Here is a 19,209-nt window from a genome sequence, read left to right as displayed (position 1 = left end):
CCTTCTGATTGTTTAATTCATTCAGAATGGCTTACTTTTAAATTACCAATTCAAAAATTTTTAAAATGCCCTCGACTCTAAACTTTGTATTCCTTACTCTTTTCAAAAAATTTTATAAGTATTTACGGAGATAAAACATAAAAAAATACAGACATATAATCGCTGCTCAAAAAATTGAATACGTATATGCCTGTACGTGTTTTAAAGATAAAAATTTATATGAGAACTATTTATTCATTAATCAACATGATTATTATGGTTTCTTACAACGATCCATCCGGTAAATTGTCTTCCGTCAGCAATATCAATAACATACCAATAGGAAGTAGTAGGTAATGGTCTGCCTAAATAATATCCATTCCATACAAAGCATGAATTAGAACTTTGTGAAAATACAACTTTACCATATCTGTCAAAAATTTTGATATGAGAAGGAAGTGAGTCGAAATTTTCCAAGCCGCATAATCTCCACGCATCATTGAGATTGTCTCCATTGGGAGTTATCACATTATTTATCTTATATAAAACTCCTTTCTTTTCGGGAGAATAACAACCGTTTGCCAATGACCTTACATAGAAAGTATATATCCCCGGTTTTAGATTATAAAATGTATTATGGGATTGCCAATTTTTATTATCCATAGAATATTCCAAAGGAGCATCCCCCTCGGCAATTACCGTTATATAATCATTACCTTCCTTTAAATCTGTGATTCTTGTTTTAGCATATTCGGTTACATGAGTGGTATAAGTATACTTACAACCGTTTTTACCGGTAATGGTTACCGTATAAATACCTGCTTTATATATGGTTATTGTATGTTTATCATAACCTTTTACTCCGGTATTCCATTCGTAAAAATCCTCAGGATTTTTTGTATCCGCTACTAGTTCAAGAGTTCCATTCGGACATATTTTTAGGTTCTTTTGTAATGTACTTACAGGAACCGGTAAAACCTTAAGGTTTATTACACTTAGAGCCGGACAGTAATCGGGAGATGAAACTCGGACGTATACTTGGTCCTTAAAAGGTACAATGTTTTTATAATTATAAGGATCTACAATAGGATTGGTTTGGTTTTTAGCATCGTTTAAAGTGCTGAAATATTCAAAAGTAGCCTTTGGATCTTTGGTTATGGATGAGTTCATGGTAGTGATATTGAAAAATGTTAATCCATCAAAGTCATCATCACAACTTTCAATTTCCATGGATTGAGTTGATACCTTAATTTTATCTTTTGTGTACAAGGTCACAGTTCTGATTGAGCTGCACCCGTATTTATTGGTTGCTTTCAGTACTATTTTTTCATTAAAGCTTTTTACTGTGTATTGATGTATATTTTTGATCTTATTGATGTCTTTAACAGCATCTTCCTGAGAATGATAATAGGAAAATGTATACCCGTCGGGGTTAAATATTACGGTATAGCGAAGATCATCTAAATCTACTTTATATATATCGTCAAAATCTGTATCACAAACTAAATATTTAGCATTAATAAGTTTAGGAAGAGGTTCTAAATTAACTTCTAAATATCTAACCGTATAACAACCGGTAGAAGGATTATCCATCCGTACCCATACATAATCTTTTGCTAAGGTAACAGAATAACGTTCAGGATTTTTTATGAGCGTATGGCTGTCTCTATTATTAGCTCCTTCCTCGGTTTCGTAATAATTAATAGTTAAATTTTGGCCCGAGGTAATTAAAACATCAGATATATAGTTGGTTAAATTAACATATTCTTGCATATCTGATCCCTCATCGCAAATATGTATTTTTTTATTTTGAGCTAACACTTTTTCTGCACTTTTAAAAGTGAGCTTTGCAATGGAAAAACATCCTGAAGAATTCGTAATTCTTACATAAATAGTAGTAGGAAATGGTTGAATGACGTATTCTTTTGTATTGGAAATACTAAATTTATCAGTATACGCATTTTCATATGAAGTATAATATGAGTATTGATAATTTGATCGGGAAGTTGTAACTAAATCTTCTTCATATAAGGTTAAATCGACGATTTCCGTATCGTCTGCATTATTGTCGCATATTTCAACAATTTTATCTTTAACTAAAGGTGAAGATTGTAATGTAAAACCTAATTTTTGAATGATTTGGCATTCTTTACCTGAAGAGATTTTAACATATAGTTGCGTTGAATTTTTTATAGTATGTTTTATAATAGTATTAATGTTGTTTAAAGCATCTTGTTCATTTAAATAATAGGAGAAAGTAAAACTTTGCGGATTGGTAACTATATGAGAGTTTAATTCACTTAAAATTACTTCTTCCTCATTATCATTACTAAAGTCACAGATATCCAAGTTATATTTTAAAACAATAGGAAAAGGATTTAACTTTATTTTTAAAGGCTTTATTTCACAACATTTTGATTTTTTGTTGGTAAAACGAACATATAGTGTAGTAGTGTTGTATAAGGCGAATGCAGTAGGATCTAAAATTTTTTCATTATTGTTTTGATTTTGAGCTCCTTCTGCCGTTAAATAAAAATCTACCGAAACTAGTTTCGTATCTACTCCGCTTTCTGCAATCACCGGAATTAAATTTACTATTTTGTTATGGCTATTGTCTGTATCACAAACCTCAATAGTTTTCAAATCAGGAACTGTTACCGATTCCAACAAACGCATTTCTACAGGAATAATACTTGGACAACTGTTTTCATAATTAGTTCTAACATATACTTTATTATTACTTATACTTATAGGATAGGGTTCTATAGCAGAAATCGGATGTATTTCTTTGAAAGCATCCTGTTCAGATTTGTAGAATTGAACAGAACTGTAATCGGTTAAGCCTAAAAAATTGATTAAATCGTTCAAATAATAAATTTCATTTCCATCATTGTTTATGTCACATATAGAAATATTTCGTACATCCGCTACTTCCAATGATTTTAAATAGAGATTAATCATATAGAAATATTTGCATCCATCATCAACGTTAACTTTGACATAAATGGTTTTGGGTCCGGTGATGATAGTTTCAGTTACCGGATTAATTTCATTGTTATAGTCATCCAATGTTTCATAAAATGCGATTGAAGATGGTGGATATCCGGCAAGAAAAATAGGTCTTAACGTATTAAGGTTAAAATTAACTTTACCTGAATTATTAATATCGCAAACATTATAAGATGGCCTTTTTTCAATTTTATCTCTAATCTCCAATTTTATTTCTCGAATAAAATCGCATTTAATCTTTTTATCATAAAAACGAACATAAATAATTGAAAATGGATAATTGACTTTAAAATTTTCTAAATCAGTAATTAGCAGCAAACTATCTTTATCTATAGCTCCTTGCCAGGTAGTGTACATTCCATAAAGATCTATATCGTGTTCTTTTTTCATTAAATAATAATAGTCTAAAAGATTCACCTTTATATCTTGGGAATTATCATCACACACGTATTTATGTAAGTTTTCTACTAAAGACTTTTTAAAAGTAAAAGTTAACGATGATATAGAAGAGCAATAGCCCGGACTTGAAATGGTTATAAAAATTTTCTCTCCATTGGTCACATAATAATTATTAGGATTTTCTATAGGATTTATATTTTGTAAAGCATCAGATTCGGAAGTAAAATAACTAAAAGAAAGATTATCATATCCCGTAATCGAGGCTTCATAGGATCTCAAATTATAAATTTCTCGTCCTTTTAAATCTTCATTACAAAGTATAATTTCTTGAGGATTGGAAACAATCGTTTTTTGAAATTTGAAAGTTACAGGAATGATAGAAAAACAATCTTCAAAGTCTTTATTACTGGCTTTTGCATAAACGGTTACCGCAGAAGAAAGCGAAAGGGTACTAATGGGATGATTTCCGTTTAAAGCATTAGTATAGGAATCATAAAAATCAAGGTTCATCCATTCTTCATATCCATTGATTTGATTCGTATAATTGTTTAAATATATTATTTCAGAATCCTGATCACCATTACCGCAAATAATAATAGGTTCCATTTCTTTTAGGGAAGGTTTTCTTTTCATGTGAATAGTAATCACCGAGGTCGCATAACAATCTTTACCCTTTGAAGCTCGTAAATAAAAGGAATTTGAATTAGAGGTAATCGGATAGGAATTTAAACCCATCAAAGGATATTGTCCTGAATGGGCATCTTCTATATTCTGATGTAAAGTGGTAATGACATCGGGAGCAGATTCAGAAGCTTCTTTCATCAATTCTTCTAAATTGATAACTTCATTTGGAGTTATACCTTCAAAACATTTATTTACCTGTATATCTTTCACTTTTGGAAAGTCAGAGGCGAAAATAATTTGGAATTCATCATTTAGGGTAATCGGAGTACAACCGGCATAGGATACGTTCACATAATAAGTTGTTGAATTTTTCGGATTAACTTCCGATGAAGGAAGAAGGGTTTGATCAGCATCTTTCCATTCAACTTTAGGAACAGTAGGAGTACCTTGCGGAGCAAATCTCCATGCTTCATGATAGGCTTCCCAGATTCCTGTATTTCTTTGATCGGGTGAAATTCCTTCAGATCCATCGGAATTAGTGATTCCGATAAGTGCTCTTTTTTCATTTCCTATTTCACAAGTTAACGGTTTTTCTTTTACATAAACTTCGATAACATTAGTAGTTTCATAAAGTATTATTTGCACGGTCGATTTTGAGTTTTCGCAACCAAAATGATTCATATTATAATAATTTATGATTGTTTTTCGGAAAGGAATCATCCCTGTCGTATACATGGTGATTTTACCGCAATCACGAGTACATCCAAATACATCACTATCATTGGTCATATCATGATAAGCCCCAAATATGGTATTATGCATTAAATTAGGATCGGGGATAGATCCTGCAATGGCATAAGGACATTCAGTTCCCGCATATTGGGTATCAAAACAGATGACTCCGTTATCACCTAAAATAATAGAGTTAAAAGTATTACCGTAAAAACAGAAATTAAAAGGGAGTTCTTGTGCGTTGCTCCATTTATCATCACTGTCAATGATAACTTCTTGACCTTCAGAAAATGTTCCCACCGGATTAAAAGGAATAGAGCTTACAGCATAGGAAGATGTGTTTTTTAGTTCCGGATATTCAGCCTTGAGTAAAATTTTATGGTTTTCATTGAATTTATAATTACAATCAATGGTAACAGGACTTTTCAGGCCATTATGATCTTTTATCGTCACCGAAGGGGGTGTCATAATTTGGGCAGGAATTGAATTAAAAATCCCTAAGAATAATAATAATAAAATGAAAAAACGGTATGGAGCCTGTGTGCTCATGTATTTTTTTAATGTTAATGTTAGTTTAACAAAGTTAACAATTATTAACATTTAATTTTATATAATTTTAAATATTTTTTAAAATAAAATAAATTATTATGAATAAAAATTAATAATATTTAAATATTTAATAAATTTTATACAATAAAATTATATATTTTGTAATTTAATAAAATGAGTTAATATAATAGTTGTATTTTTTATTTCTAATAGGGAAAATATAAAAGCTTGATTACTGTTTTTTACCTTTATAAACGGGAGTTCAGCTCCTAAATTTGTAAAAAATCTCTAATGAAATAGTTCAGGTATTAACTTTTTTTTATTTGTTTTTATAAAGATTCTTTTCAGTCAATTTGTTACCTTTGTTTAACATTTTTAACAAAAAAAATAATATAAAAATAGTTTTATTATGCCAGGATATGAGCTTTGGGGTGAAGAAGAAAAAAAACACCTGAACGATGTTATTGAAAGTGGTATTCTTATGCGTTATAACTTTGAATCCGCAAGGAATAATCATTGGAAGGCAAAAGAGTTTGAACAGGCCATTCAAAAAAGAATGCATGTAAGTCATGCACAACTTACCAGTAGTGGTACAACTGCTTTATTAACGGCTTTGAATGCTGCAGGAGTTGGGGCGGGAGATGAAGTGATACTTCCTACCTTTACCTTTGTGGCCAGTTTCGAAGCGGTATTAAGCGTGGGAGCCGTTCCTGTTTTGGTTGACATTGATGACACGTTAACCTTAGATCCCAAAGCTGTAGAAAAAGCCATATCTTCCCGAACCAAAGTAATAATGCCTGTACACATGTGTGGAGCTATGGCAGATATTTCCGCTTTGAAAGAATTGGCAAAAAAATATAAATTATTATTAATTGAAGATGCATGTCAAGCATTTGGAGGTACTTATAGGGGTAAATATTTGGGAACTATAGGAGATTTAGGTTGTTTTTCATTTGACTTTGTTAAAACCGTAACTTGTGGAGAAGGAGGAGCCGTAGTAACCAATAAGGAAGAGTACTATGTACATGCCGATCAATATACGGATCACGGACATGATCATATCGGAAATAATAGAGGCGCCGAAAATCATCCGTATTTAGGATTAAATTACAGAATTTCTGAGTTACACGCCGCTGTAGGTCTTGCTCAATTTGAAAAATTAGATCAAATACTTTCCATACAACGTAAAAATAAAAAAGTATTGAAAGATGCGTTGAAGGAAGTAGAGGGAGTAAATTTCAGACGAGTACCGGATGAAGCGGGAGATAATGCTTCTTTTTTAAGTATATTTTTACCTAGCCAAGAATTAGCAAAAAAAGTATCGCTTGAATTAAGCAGCAAAGGTATAGGCAATGCTTATTGGTATGATAACAATTGGCATTATATCAGAAAATGGGATCATTTGAAATTACTGAAATCGTTAGCCCCTCTTTATAAAGAGCACAAAGAATTGTTACCAAATTATGCGAATGCAGATTATTCACAATCAGATGATATTATCAGCAAAACGGTAACCATTCCTATTTCCTTATTGTGGAATGATGAAGAATTAGCTAAAAAAGCAGAAATTATAAAATCTGCCGTTTCAAGCATTTTAACTAAAAAATAAAATTAGAATATATTTTTATAAATAGAAAAGCTGCTTTCTAATCAGGAAGCAGCTTTTTATTTTAGTGTAATTTTAATTGTTAGATCTATTGAGAAAATTCGTTCGTTAAAGCTTTGCTTCTATAAAAGCCCAAAATAATAAATATAACGCCAAAGAAAACTATTTTAAATAAGGAGAAAGAATAATTTTTCCACATTAAGTTGATCCAATTTGAAAAAGGAATTTCCCCTGAGAATAAGAATTTAGAAGTATAATGATTATCTACAAAACAATGAAGTATAAAATCTACTAACACCATTACGAGAGAAAATACTAAAGTAAAGATAATGATATATCCAATTTTTCCTAAAGACTTAAAAATAGTTTCTTCAATACGTAAATAATTTTTTTTCTTACTCATATTTTATTTATCTAATTTATGGCGTTTGTCAATCTCAATAATTTCTTTTGTCCACAAAACCTCCTTATCAAAAAGATATTTACGATACGGGCAATTGGTTTTTGTACAAATTTTGCATGAAATAGATTCACAGCAATCATCAACGTGAACAAACATTTCAAAACTGTTGCCAAAGTTATCAATAATTATCTTTTTAAGCGCATCTAATTCTTTATGAGCTTCCCTCACATTAAAATACCAGGGCAAGGTTAAATGACAGTCCAGATGTAAGCTGCTTCCGTATTTTATAAACCGTACATTATGAATGTCAATCCAATTTGGATTTCTGTTCTTATTTAAAGTTTCAACTAATTGAACGATCAATTCTTCGTCGGCTTCATCCATAATTCCCGCATAGGATTTACGAATAATTTTAACCCCGGTAAAAATAATAATCAAAGCAAAAATCAGGGCTATCACGCTATCCATCCAATATATTTTAAAAAAATACATGACAAAAAGACCCAGTACAAGTCCTAAGGTGGAATACGTATCTGATTTTAAATGCTCTCCTCCCGAAATTAAAGCCAAAGATTTATTTTTCTTACCTTTTTTAATGGCGGCAACTCCCATAATATAGTTAACCAGTCCGGTCACGGCAATTAAAAGAATTCCAAAGTCCAGTTTGCGTATTTCATGAACGTTGAAAATATTAAGTATCGATTCATAAATAATCAGCACACCGGCTACGGTAATAAGACTTCCTTCAATCCCGGCCGAAATAAATTCAATTTTGCCATGTCCGTAAGGATGGTCTCTGTCTTTGGGTTTGGAAGATAGGTAAAGGCTGTATAATGAAAATAATCCGGCAGCAATATTAATAATACTTTCCAACGTATCGGTTAAAATCGCTATGGAATGGGTAAGCTGCCATGCAATAACTTTAATAATAAATAAAGCTGTTCCGACAATAACCACAATTTTCTGAAAAAAATAATTTTCTTTTGCAGGGGTATTCATGTATTAGTGTATTACATTTATAATGGCGAATGCCTGGCAGTGCAAAGGTACATCTTTTGTTTCATTAATACTGATATTATTCTTGAATTTTTAAAAGTTGACTTCTATATAATACAAAATGCCATTGATATAATAGATTTTATTCTATAAAATTAAATTATTATAGATTTTTAGTATAAAGATTCAGAAAGCCCGGTAATTGAATTTCTGTTAATTCACTATCTTTGCAGGCTCTAATAAAATCAAATGGATTTAAAAGGACATTTTAAAGCAAATATTAAATTAGCATTACCTGTTGTAATTACTCAATTGGGACAAGTTTCCGTGAATTTTATTGATATTATTATTATAGCAAACTTAGGAGAAAGAGCCGTGGCCTCATCTTCATTGGCAACCAGTTTGTTTTTCATTTTCTTGGTTTTTTTGTTAGGGTTTTCCTATTCCATGTCGCCTCTTATATCTTCTTCCGTAGCCAATGGAAATACTGACCGAGTGAAAAAAATATTTACTCACGGAATGGTTTTGAATGTATCTTTGGCCTTAGGGGTCATTCTTTTACTAGAGTTGTGCTCTCCTTTGATGTACAAAGCCGGACAAGATGTATCCGTAATTCCTGACGCAATTACTTTTCTTAATATAAGCGCATGGAGTTTATTGCCTTTAATGATTTTTCAATCTTACAGACAATTTTCTGAAGGTATTTCCATGACTATTTTAGTTACCATCGCAACCATTATATCTAATATTGTAAATGTAATTTTGAATTTCGGATTGATTTACGGATATTGGGGATTGCCGGAAATGGGATTGCAAGGTTCTGCAACGGCAACTTTAATAGCGCGTATTTTAATGATGTGTATTATTATAGTGGTTTTATATACTAACAAAAAATCATTATTTTATTTAAAAGGGGTAAAATGGAAAAATTTTCAAGCGGCCTATTTTCGTAAGCTTATTTCCATAGGGTTGCCTTCTTCATTACAGTCTTTATTTGAAATAAGTTCGTTTGCCCTTGCTGCATTTATTGCAGGAATGCACAGCTATTTAGATACTTCTGCCCATTCGGTAACATCCAATTTGGCATCTATAACCTTTCAAGTATGTACCGGTTTTGGTGTGGCAGCAACCGTTAGAGTAGCCGGATATTATGGAGTAAAAAATATGGCGGATCTAAAAAAAGCAGGGATGGCAAATATATATTTGGTTGTCGGTTTTATGACGATATGCGGTATACTTTTTATCATTTTTAAAGATCAACTTCCGTTAATATTTTTTGATAAAAGTAAAACCGAAGTTATTGCTATTGCTTCACGATTGGTGATTTTAACGGCCTTATTCCAGATTTTTGACGGAATACAGGTGGTGAGCTTAGGTTGTTTACGAGCCATGAGAGATGTGAAAATTCCGACCCTTATTTGTTTTATAGCGTATATTATCTTAGCTATTCCCATAGGATACTATTTATGCATCCAACAAAAATTGGGAGCTGTGGGAACCTGGATCGGTTTGTGTATCGGATTAGGATTTGCTGCCGTTATGTTATTATGGCGTTTTCATATTCTTACGAAAGATAAAAAGAATTTTAACCATTGATTTTACTTTATTTAGAAAATAGTTCTAAATTACTTTCTATTAAAAGGGAAGAGGCTTTACCTGCATTAAAATCGCAAGTACTCGAAATTTTTTCTAAAATAAATTCGATTGAAAATGCCGTTTTAGGTTTGTTTGTAGATGCTTCAATGGAGATTAGAATTCAATCGTACAATAAATATATTTGGAAAGTTGAGGTCATGGATTTGCTTAACTATAAAATGTTTTTGTATTATTATTCAACTCAAAGGGTTCAACAACTAATCCAAGATATTTTTAAAGTATAATTGCGTATTTCAATCTCGTTAGTCTTCGACTAATACCTTATCTAAAAATTCAAATTCGAGATGCGGAAGAAGTTTTTTTATTAATTCCAAAAGGTTGTAAATATCAATCCGTATTTCTTCTTCTTCCTTTGAACTTTGGTTTTCCAAAGAAAACAAATGCGTTTGACAAATATTTAGCATTGAAAGAATAGTAAACCCTAAATGTTTATAGCTTCCGATACCTGCATATTCACTGTGTTTAGCGTGATCTTTCTTTAAATCATCAATCAAATCTTGTATGTGTTTATAAGGCTTGTGTTTCATATTTTAATTATATTTATACAAGCAAAGTAACGACACCTAGATAAGATAAATAATTATAAAATGTTAATTCGTACAACAACCGAAGAATATCTTATTTAATTCGTATAATTTTATATTTTTGTAAACAGATAAAACGAAACAAACCATGAATGCTGATATTAGCTCTAAAAAAGTACATCACGGAAGAAATATAAAGAGATTGCGCGAAATGTTAGGCGTTAAACAAGATGCTTTAGCCGTTGAATTACATATAACGCAAGCAGGAGTATCTAAATTGGAAGCCAAAGAAGAAATTGAAAAAGAAACTCTTGAAAAAATCGCTCAAATTCTTAAAATTCCCGTAGAGGCGATTGAAAATTTCAATGATGAAGGCGCTTTGAATTTTATTGCAAATACTTTCAATACTCATGATACTTCTATAGGTTTAACTATCAATTTTAATCCGATTGATAAAATCGTAGAACTTTATACCGAAAAAGAAGATCTTTATAAAGAAAAACAAGAGCTCTATGAACGCATGATTCAAGAAAAAAATGAGTTGATTGAGAGATTATTGAATAAATAGTTTTTATTTTAGCTTCAAAAATAATCAAGATATTGGTTTATTATTGATCCAGCCATTAATAAAAAAACGTATAATATATATTGACTTGATAAGCAATTTTTGTTTCTTATAATAAGTTAATGACTTATTTTAATTATTAATTTTTACAAAATTTATTCTGAAAGTATATTGTTAAACAGAATATTATATATTTGTTAAATTGTTTACTTTTATTTCCTAAAATAATTTAAATAATTGAATTTCCATTCTATTTTTTTTCATTTAACATAGTTAAATATTTTGTTTATTCTCTTTATAAAACCTTCTTTGCTTTTATCTTTTAAAGTTATACTAATGGATAATTTTCCAAATTTTTGCTCATTGATATAATATTTTAGTTTAAAAATAAGATAAACAACTAACTCTAAACAAAAAATTAGAAATATTTTAAATACAAATATTTGCAATAATTTATTCCTTATACATTAAATAAGAAATAAAAATCTATTAAAAAATAAAAATTAATATAATAAATTTGTTAATTTATATTGTATACTAAAGTCTATATTTTTTATCTTTGCTCTAGATAAAAAAATTAGATAAATGCCTACACTCCGCTGGATAGGAAAAGAGAAAGTAACCAATCATCATCAGGAAGTACCCTTTAGGATATTAGAAAAGCTATATACCTATACAAACGGTACACAAACAGAAGAGAAAGAGAAAACCAGCGAAAATAAAATTATACACGGCGATAACCTCGAAGCCTTAAAAAGTTTACTGCCAGAGTACGAAGGGAAAATAAAGTGTATTTATATAGATCCTCCCTACAATACCGGAAACGAAGGCTGGGTGTATAACGACAACGTAAACGATCCTAAAATAAAAAAATGGTTGGGGCAGGTAGTAGGTAAGGAAAGCGAAGACTTAAGCCGTCACGATAAGTGGCTTTGTATGATGTATCCCCGGTTAAAACTATTACATAAATTATTAGCTGACGATGGGGCTATTTTTATTTCCATTGACGATAACGAACAGTCAAACCTAAAATTAATCTGTGATGAAATTTTTGGAAAGAATAATTATTTAGGATTAATTACACGTAAGCAAAGTAGTGGTTCAAAAAATGATACAGGAAATAATAAAATTATAACAACTACAGATTATATTTTACCGTATAAAAAAAATAATTTTACATTTAGATCTTATCAAATTAAAAATAGTAAAAAATTTAAATTAAAAGATAGTATTGGATTTTACAGTATTCGTGCTCTAGAAATGCAAGGGGGAGATGATACATTAGTAAAAAGAAGTAAGATGGGGTATTCTATTTATTATAATGAAGAATATAATAAAATAGACTTAAAATTTGACTATAATTTGGAAAGAAGTACTGTTTATGAGAATGAAGATTTAGAATTAATAGCAAAAGGATATAAATGTTATAGACCTAGAAAAAGAGGTAATGAATATGGGAGATGGAGATGGGGTTATGATACTTTTATTGAAAGATTTAGGAGTAATTTAGTTCATTTTGAAAAAAAAAGAGTGTATATGAAAGAACGAGAGATAGATTTTGTAAACAAATACCCAGAGGCACTACTCGAAGAATTTTTAAATACTCAAGGTACTAATGAATTAAAAGATATTTTTAAACAGAAATTATTTGATTTTCCTAAACCATCAGAATTAATAAAATTTATACTTACTGTATCAACAGATAAAAACTCCATTATTTTAGACTCCTTTGCAGGTTCAGGAACCACGGCTCATGCCGTTTTAAATCTTAATAAACAAGACGGAGGCAACCGCAAGTTTATTTTGGTAGAAATGGAAGACTATGCAGAAAGTATTACCGCCGAAAGGGTAAAACGGGTAATTTCCGGCTATGGAGAAGGAAATAAAGCGGTGGAGGGCACCGAAGGAGATTTTTCTTATTACGAACTAGGTAAACCGCTCTTTTTAGAAGAAAATATATTAAATGAAGAAGTAGGAGAAGATAAAATAAGGGAATATATTTGGTATTCCGAGGTAAAAACTCCTTACCAAAAACAGGAAGAAAATTATCTGTTAGGAAAACAATACCAAACGGCGTATTATTTTTATTACGATAAAGAAAAGCTTACCACACTGGATGAGAACTTTTTGCGCACCCTGAAAACGAAGGCAGAACAATATATTATTTATGCAGATAACTGCTTACTCGATGCCGATTTTATGAACAAACATTCCCTTATATTTAAAAAAATACCCCGGGATATTACCCGTTTTTAAGGATAACCTTTATGGAATTAAAACCCTACCAACAAAAAGTAATAACCGATTTAGAAAACTATTTGAGTTATCTGGAAGAATGTAGCTCTCCGGCACAGGCATTTAATGAATACTGGAAAGATAAACTGGGAGAATATACCGTAAAATTAGACGGTTCTACCACCGGAAAGCGACCGTATAAAGATAACATTCCCGGAGCGGCTCATATTGCGATAAAAGTACCTACTGCCGGCGGAAAAACCTTTATTGCCTGTAATGCCTTAAAAAGTATTAACACTTATTTTAACAAAGGAAATCCAAAGGCCGTGGTTTGGCTGGTACCCTGGTCTAACCTGTTGCAACAAACGGTGGGTAATTTATCCAACTCTTCTCATCCGTACCGCCAAAAACTCAATACTCTCTTTAACGGAAGAGTAGAGGTATACGGAAAAGAGCAACTATTGCAGGGAGCCAATTTTAATCCTTCCTCAGTACTGGAACAATTAAATATTTATGTTTTCAATTTTAGCAGTTTACGAATAAATAAAGCCAACAAGCAAGATCGTAAAATATATCAGGAAAACGGTGCCTTAGAATCCTTTGCCGACACTCTTATTGATGAAGAAGTAGTATTGGAAGGAACTGACAGAACGGCTCTGATTAATGTAATAAGAAGCCTTAATCCCGTCGTAATAGTAGATGAAAGTCATAATGCAGAAAGCGATTTAAGCGTGGAAATGCTGAATAATTTAAACCCTTCTTTGGTTTTGGATTTAACAGCCACCCCCAAATCGAACAGTAATATTATCAGTTTTGTAAATGCAGTAGAGCTGAAAAAAGAACACATGGTAAAACTTCCGGTGATTGTGTACAATCACAACCGGAAAGAAGAGGTGATTAGCAGTGCCTTACATTTACAACGACAATTAGAATTACTGGCACAAGAAGAAGAAAAACAGAAGGGCAAATACATACGCCCGATTATTTTATTTCAGGCCCAATCCAATATTAAAGGAAAAGATAATACCACTTTTCAGAATATAAAAGAAAAACTAATTCGCTTAGGTATACCAGAAGAACAAATCAAAATAAAAGTCAGCGGAATAGATGAACTAAAAGGAATAGACTTAACTTCCAAAGAATGTCCGGTGCGGTACATTATTACTATTAATGCATTAAAAGAAGGTTGGGATTGTCCCAATGCCTATATTTTAGCCTCATTGGCAGATAAATCTTCCGCAGTAGATGTTGAACAGATTTTAGGGCGTATTTTACGTCAACCCTATGTAACTCAACACTCGGAAAATCTCCTAAACCTTTCCTTTGTTCTTACGGCTTCTGCTAAATTTAAAGAAACACTGGATAAAATTGTGAAAGGATTGCAAGATTCCGGCTTTAGTAAAGATGATTATTATGCAACTGATACCCAACAAGAAGAAGAGCTTACAGACAATGATATTTTAAAGCAGGAATTGCTTTCTGTTGATACACCGGAAACCACCTCTTCAGATGATGATTTTGCAATTGAAAAAATAGAGTATATCCCGTTAAATGATAACGGAATTGTTTCGAAAGTAACAGATAATAGTATTGTTCAGCAAATAACCGAAAAAGCGATAATTGAAGGAAAAGAGTTTGAACAAAAACTTGCAATTACCGATGAAGACGATGACACCTATCTTATACAAGCAATGGGAGGAACAGTGAAAACCTATAAAATAAATGAAGAATATACTGACGGTAATATGAAATTACCTCAGTTTTTTAAAAAATCTCCAGTAGAAGATTTGAATGCAATTCTTTTTAAAGAATTGAAAGAAAATGAAATTTTTCTTAGTAAAAACAGTCTTTTAGAAGGATTTGTCTTAGCCACTCAGGATACACAGATTGACTTTAAAATCTCTGCCGATATTTATAAAACAGATATAGATGAACGAACAGGAACCGTTAAAACGGAAAAAATAGTAACCCGGGGAAAAGAATTGTTACTCAACGCCATACTCAACACTCCGAAAGAAGGACAAATAAGACAGATAAGTAGCTTAATAGTTAGAAAACTGGGAGATCAGAGCCCTATCTCTCAGCAGGATTTAACCAAATATGTAAACAAAATTTTTGAAAATCTTACCAATACGGAACAAATTAGAGATATAGTTACTAACGTATATATATACATAGCAAAAATAAAAGAAAAAATAAATAAATTAACCGATGTCTATTCCCGGGAAAGTTTTAACCGATTACTAGATACCAACCATATTATAACTAAAGAAAGTTGGAGTTTTCCTAAGCAGGTAAACCTGGTAGAACCTAGCAGTCCAATCATTAAATCCTTATATGAACAGGAAGAGAAAATGAATCAGTCAGAACATAAACTCATTATGGAAGTAGCCGCTTTAGAAAATGTAAAGTTCTGGCATCGGAATTTAGAGCGAAAGAAAGGTTTTTTTCTGAACGGATATAACAAAAACCATTACCCGGATTTTATCATTTGTACCGAAAAGAATAATCTGATTTTATTAGAAGTAAAAGGAGATCATTTAAATAATGAAGATAGTAAAAATAAAAATTTATTAGGTAAAAAATGGGCTGAAAAAGCAGGTGAAAAATATAAGTATTTTATGGCTTTCGAATCAGTTCAAGTACCAGATACTTATACTTTCAGAACAATTACTGAAGTAATAAAAAGTTTATAATAAAAAGTAAACGTAAAACCTGAAAACTAAAATCTATGAAAGAATCAGCATCTATACTCAAATCACGTAATCAATTTGTTATTCCAATATACCAACGTATTTATAACTAAATATTGGAACATTGTCAAGATTTATTTAAAAATATTTTAAGTATTGGATGATAATATACCAGTTGACACTTTATGGAGTTTGTGATCTATTTTCAGGAAAGCATTCTTGCCATTTCGAATATATCCCAATTGCAAATAATAGATGGTCAACAGCGATTTACTAATGTTTCAATACTTTTTGCAGCTCTGCCAATTTATCAAAGAGAATAAGACTTATATAGAAAATACTTCTTATAAAATACCTACAAAACTATTATGTGTTTTATAATGATGAAGAAAATGAATAACGATTTAAATTATTACTTATAAAAAAGGATAAGTAAACTTATTTAAACAATATAAAAGGAATAGATCTTTTCGAAAATTATTCACTTTGTTTACTGGAAAATTTATAAGTTTTAAAAAAGAGATTAATTTTATAAATATAGTACAAAATTATAATGGCTTTTTATTCTTACTTATCGTGAATATAGCCTTAGAATAAAACTAAGACAATCGCCAGCTTATTTTTGAAAGCCTGATTTTATAAGAAATTATATATTTATTGAGCGTGAAATAGTTAAACAAAACCATTTATGCAATAAATATTGGTTTCCCATAGAGCAAAGTTACGGGATTAAGTAAATATTATTAACCTTTATACCGAAAAAGAAGATCTTTACAAAGAAAATATTTACAAGAAAAAGAGATTATTTATAATATTCCAACTTCTTAACATAGATAAAAAAATATTTGTTCATAAAATATAACATTTTTTTTATACTATTATAAATATGTTTTGTAGTAGTTCGAAAATAAAATTAGAAAATTCATAAACAAAAAAAGAGAATCAATATGCTTGATTCTCTTTTAAACTTGGTAGCGGGAACAGGACTCGAACCTGTGGCCTTCGGGTTATGAGCCCGACGAGCTACCTACTGCTCCATCCCGCGGTGTTTGTGAGTGCAAATATACAACAAATTTGTTACAATGCAAGTTTTATTTAAAAATTTTCAGGTAAAAAGTGAATTTTTTACAATTAAAATAGAATTTATCTTAATAAAATAGATAGTCTGCATCAAAAATAGCTGAGTTAAAAGTAACTCTATCAACCCTTTATACATATAAGAATTGAAAACGTCAGATAACTTATTTAAAAAAAGATTTAGTAGAAAAGATTGATAAATTTATAATTACGTTTAGGTATTAATCAATAATGAACGATGGAGGCATTTAATTTTTAAGACTTTGCAATTAAAATCAAAATGTCAATAAATCAAATAAGAATATAATTTTAAAATATCTCGATTTTATATTTTATACATTAATAAAAGAAACAGAATTTGTTCTACAAAGACTTTTGCAAAGCCTCAAACTCATCCCATCGATCTTTTGCTGCCAGTTCAGCCAGTTGCGGCCAATGGTTTGGATTGTGTATACGATAAGAAGCTCCTTCATAAAGCTCAAGAATATTTTTCAATGAATCTACAGATTGTTGAGAAAGTTGTTCCCAAGTATAAATGCCGCTTTCATTTAAAAAGAATTCAATACGTTCACCAATACCTTCAATAATTTTTAAATCATCTTTTTTAATGGGCGTATTTTCTTTATTTTCTTCATCAACAATACCGTTTTCAGAAGCAGAGAGGGGAGAGGTGTTTTCAAGCGTCTCTATGGGTCTTCTTCTGATTTTTCCACCGGTATATAAAACCTTCATGGTTTCAATTTTATCAATATGCGTGGCAATTTCGTTTTTCAATTGCTCATTCTCTTTTTCAATATCCGTAAAATATTTTTCCTCTTTTTTACCAAACAATAAACCTATAAAATAAAAAAGAAAAGCTGTGATCAATAAAGGTACGAATACCACAGAAACAGCTTTAAAAAAAGCCTTAGTATTCGGGTCATTGCTGCTTAAATTTAATTTACTTAAATCCAGATTTTCAATCCATATATACCAATAACTTGCCCCTAAAATCCATATTATTCCCGTAATAAGAAAAACCCAAAATAATATCTTTTTATTCATGTAAAGGTAATTTAATGTTAAAATTTTGTGATAAAGATAAGGAAATCCATTCAAATATAGATAAATATCTATTTCAAAGATGAGTACCTCTCATTATCCTGCGAATTTCGTTAGTAATTTTTTAAACTCTTCCGGTCTGTCTAATTTAATATTAATAGGAAGATAAAAAAGAATATCTTGCAGTTGTTGAAAATGTTTTAACCGCATAAAGTCTTTTTCAGTAGTTAAAATGATGGCTTTACCATCTAATTTTAGATAAGCTTTTTCAATTTCCACAATATCCGCTTCCGAAAAATTATGATGATCTTTAAATTGTAAATGAGTAACCGATGAAAATTTACTTTCCGCAAATTCCAATATATCCTGATATTTAGCTATTCCTGTTACTAATAGGATCTGATAAGAAAGTAGATCATCAATAGGTAAAGTTAAAGTAGAATTGATCACCTGTTTTTCGTATATAATGGTTGAAAAAAACAAAGATTGATAGGGTTGTAATTTTAATTTTCTTTCAATGGTCTTTTTATTTTCATCATCTAAATTTTCGGGACATTTGGTAACAACAACTATTTGTGCCCTTCTAGCACCATATCTGCCTTCACGTAAACGTCCAACAGGTAAAATATGATCGTCATAATAGGGATGACTGTAATCTGTTAAAAGAATATTCAATCCCGCCTTTACATACCGATGTTGAAAAGCATCATCCAAAATAAAAAGATCAGGATTAAAATCCTTGATAAGATTGTCGATTCCATGGGCTCTTTTTTCGTCTACTCCTACAATTATTTTGTTTTTAAAACGTAAAAAAAATTGCATGGGTTCATCACCAATATCTTCATAACTGGTAGTATAATTTGCAAAATGGAAACCTTTGGATTTCCTTCCATAGCCTCGGCTCAATACGCCAATAAGATGAGTATCTTTCAACAATCCGATTAAATATATAACGAAAGGTGATTTACCCGTTCCTCCAACGCTTAAATTTCCTACCGTAATAATCGGTTTTTTGTAACTTTTTGAATGTAAAAGTCCCCAATCAAAAAATTTATTTCTAATATAAGTAACCAGCCAATACAGACCGGCAAAGGGATAAAGGAATATCTTCATATTTTAAT

The 19,209-nt window shown here is 30.6% G+C and carries 12 protein-coding genes and 1 tRNA gene; 6 read left to right on the top strand and 7 right to left on the bottom strand.

Features of this window, described 5'->3' with window-relative positions; translation table 11 throughout:
- Positions 1-237: 237 nt before the first annotated feature.
- On the bottom strand, positions 238-5,292 hold the full coding sequence (locus GFU93_RS01430; RefSeq protein WP_160566464.1) for a T9SS type B sorting domain-containing protein: 5,055 nt from the start codon (positions 5,290-5,292) through the stop codon (positions 238-240).
- Between the two features lie 409 nt (positions 5,293-5,701).
- On the opposite strand from GFU93_RS01430, the gene GFU93_RS01425 reads away from it, so the two are divergent.
- On the top strand, positions 5,702-6,901 hold the full coding sequence (locus GFU93_RS01425) for a DegT/DnrJ/EryC1/StrS aminotransferase family protein (protein WP_160566461.1): 1,200 nt from the start codon (positions 5,702-5,704) through the stop codon (positions 6,899-6,901).
- A gap of 85 nt (positions 6,902-6,986) precedes the next feature.
- Here the strand turns inward: GFU93_RS01425 and GFU93_RS01420 are convergent, their stop codons facing one another.
- Both GFU93_RS01420 and GFU93_RS01415 read right to left on the bottom strand, forming a co-directional pair.
- Positions 6,987-7,301 (bottom strand): hypothetical protein, encoded by a 315-nt coding sequence (locus tag GFU93_RS01420; RefSeq protein WP_160556773.1) that lies wholly within the window; start codon positions 7,299-7,301, stop codon positions 6,987-6,989.
- 3 nt (positions 7,302-7,304) lie between these two features.
- Positions 7,305-8,300, bottom strand: a complete 996-nt coding sequence (locus tag GFU93_RS01415; protein ID WP_160566458.1) for a cation diffusion facilitator family transporter — start codon at positions 8,298-8,300, stop codon at positions 7,305-7,307.
- Positions 8,301-8,546: 246 nt separating this feature from the next.
- Between GFU93_RS01415 and GFU93_RS01410 the strand changes: the two genes are divergently transcribed.
- Positions 8,547-9,893, top strand: coding sequence for an MATE family efflux transporter (locus GFU93_RS01410; protein ID WP_160566455.1), 1,347 nt, complete (start codon positions 8,547-8,549; stop codon positions 9,891-9,893).
- Entirely contained in the window at positions 9,890-10,177 is a 288-nt protein-coding gene (locus tag GFU93_RS01405) for a hypothetical protein (RefSeq protein WP_160543145.1), read from the top strand. Before GFU93_RS01410 ends, GFU93_RS01405 begins: the two co-directional genes overlap by 4 nt.
- Positions 10,178-10,195: 18 nt before the next feature.
- Here GFU93_RS01405 and GFU93_RS01400 read toward each other — a convergent pair whose 3' ends face one another.
- A complete protein-coding gene (locus GFU93_RS01400; RefSeq protein ID WP_160566452.1) occupies positions 10,196-10,480 on the bottom strand; it encodes a hypothetical protein in 285 nt (94 codons plus the stop codon).
- Between the two features lie 145 nt (positions 10,481-10,625).
- Between GFU93_RS01400 and GFU93_RS01395 the strand changes: the two genes are divergently transcribed.
- The 3 genes from GFU93_RS01395 (at position 10,626) to GFU93_RS01385 (ending at position 15,973) form a co-directional block, all read left to right on the top strand.
- Entirely contained in the window at positions 10,626-11,045 is a 420-nt protein-coding gene (locus tag GFU93_RS01395) for a helix-turn-helix domain-containing protein (RefSeq protein ID WP_160566449.1), read from the top strand.
- Between the two features lie 582 nt (positions 11,046-11,627).
- On the top strand, positions 11,628-13,298 hold the full coding sequence (locus GFU93_RS01390; RefSeq protein WP_160566447.1) for a site-specific DNA-methyltransferase: 1,671 nt from the start codon (positions 11,628-11,630) through the stop codon (positions 13,296-13,298).
- Positions 13,299-13,309: 11 nt separating this feature from the next.
- Positions 13,310-15,973: a DEAD/DEAH box helicase gene (locus tag GFU93_RS01385; RefSeq protein ID WP_160566444.1), complete on the top strand. Its 2,664-nt coding sequence runs from the start codon at positions 13,310-13,312 to the stop codon at positions 15,971-15,973.
- Positions 15,974-16,939: 966 nt separating this feature from the next.
- On the opposite strand, the gene GFU93_RS01380 is transcribed toward GFU93_RS01385, so the two are convergent.
- The 3 genes from GFU93_RS01380 to lpxK form a co-directional block, all read right to left on the bottom strand.
- Positions 16,940-17,015, bottom strand: a tRNA-Met gene (locus GFU93_RS01380).
- Positions 17,016-17,410: 395 nt separating this feature from the next.
- On the bottom strand, positions 17,411-18,091 hold the full coding sequence (locus GFU93_RS01375) for a hypothetical protein (RefSeq protein ID WP_160566441.1): 681 nt from the start codon (positions 18,089-18,091) through the stop codon (positions 17,411-17,413).
- Between the two features lie 93 nt (positions 18,092-18,184).
- The gene (gene lpxK / locus GFU93_RS01370; RefSeq protein ID WP_160566438.1) at positions 18,185-19,201 is read right to left on the bottom strand and encodes a tetraacyldisaccharide 4'-kinase; all 1,017 of its coding nucleotides are present in this window, start codon (positions 19,199-19,201) and stop codon (positions 18,185-18,187) included.
- Positions 19,202-19,209 lie beyond the last annotated feature (8 nt).

This window comes from Apibacter sp. B3546 (genome assembly GCF_009827885.1).
GTDB lineage: Bacteria > Bacteroidota > Bacteroidia > Flavobacteriales > Weeksellaceae > Apibacter.
Note: the sequence above shows the minus strand (reverse complement) of the source record. Positions and strands in the feature narration are given on the sequence as shown.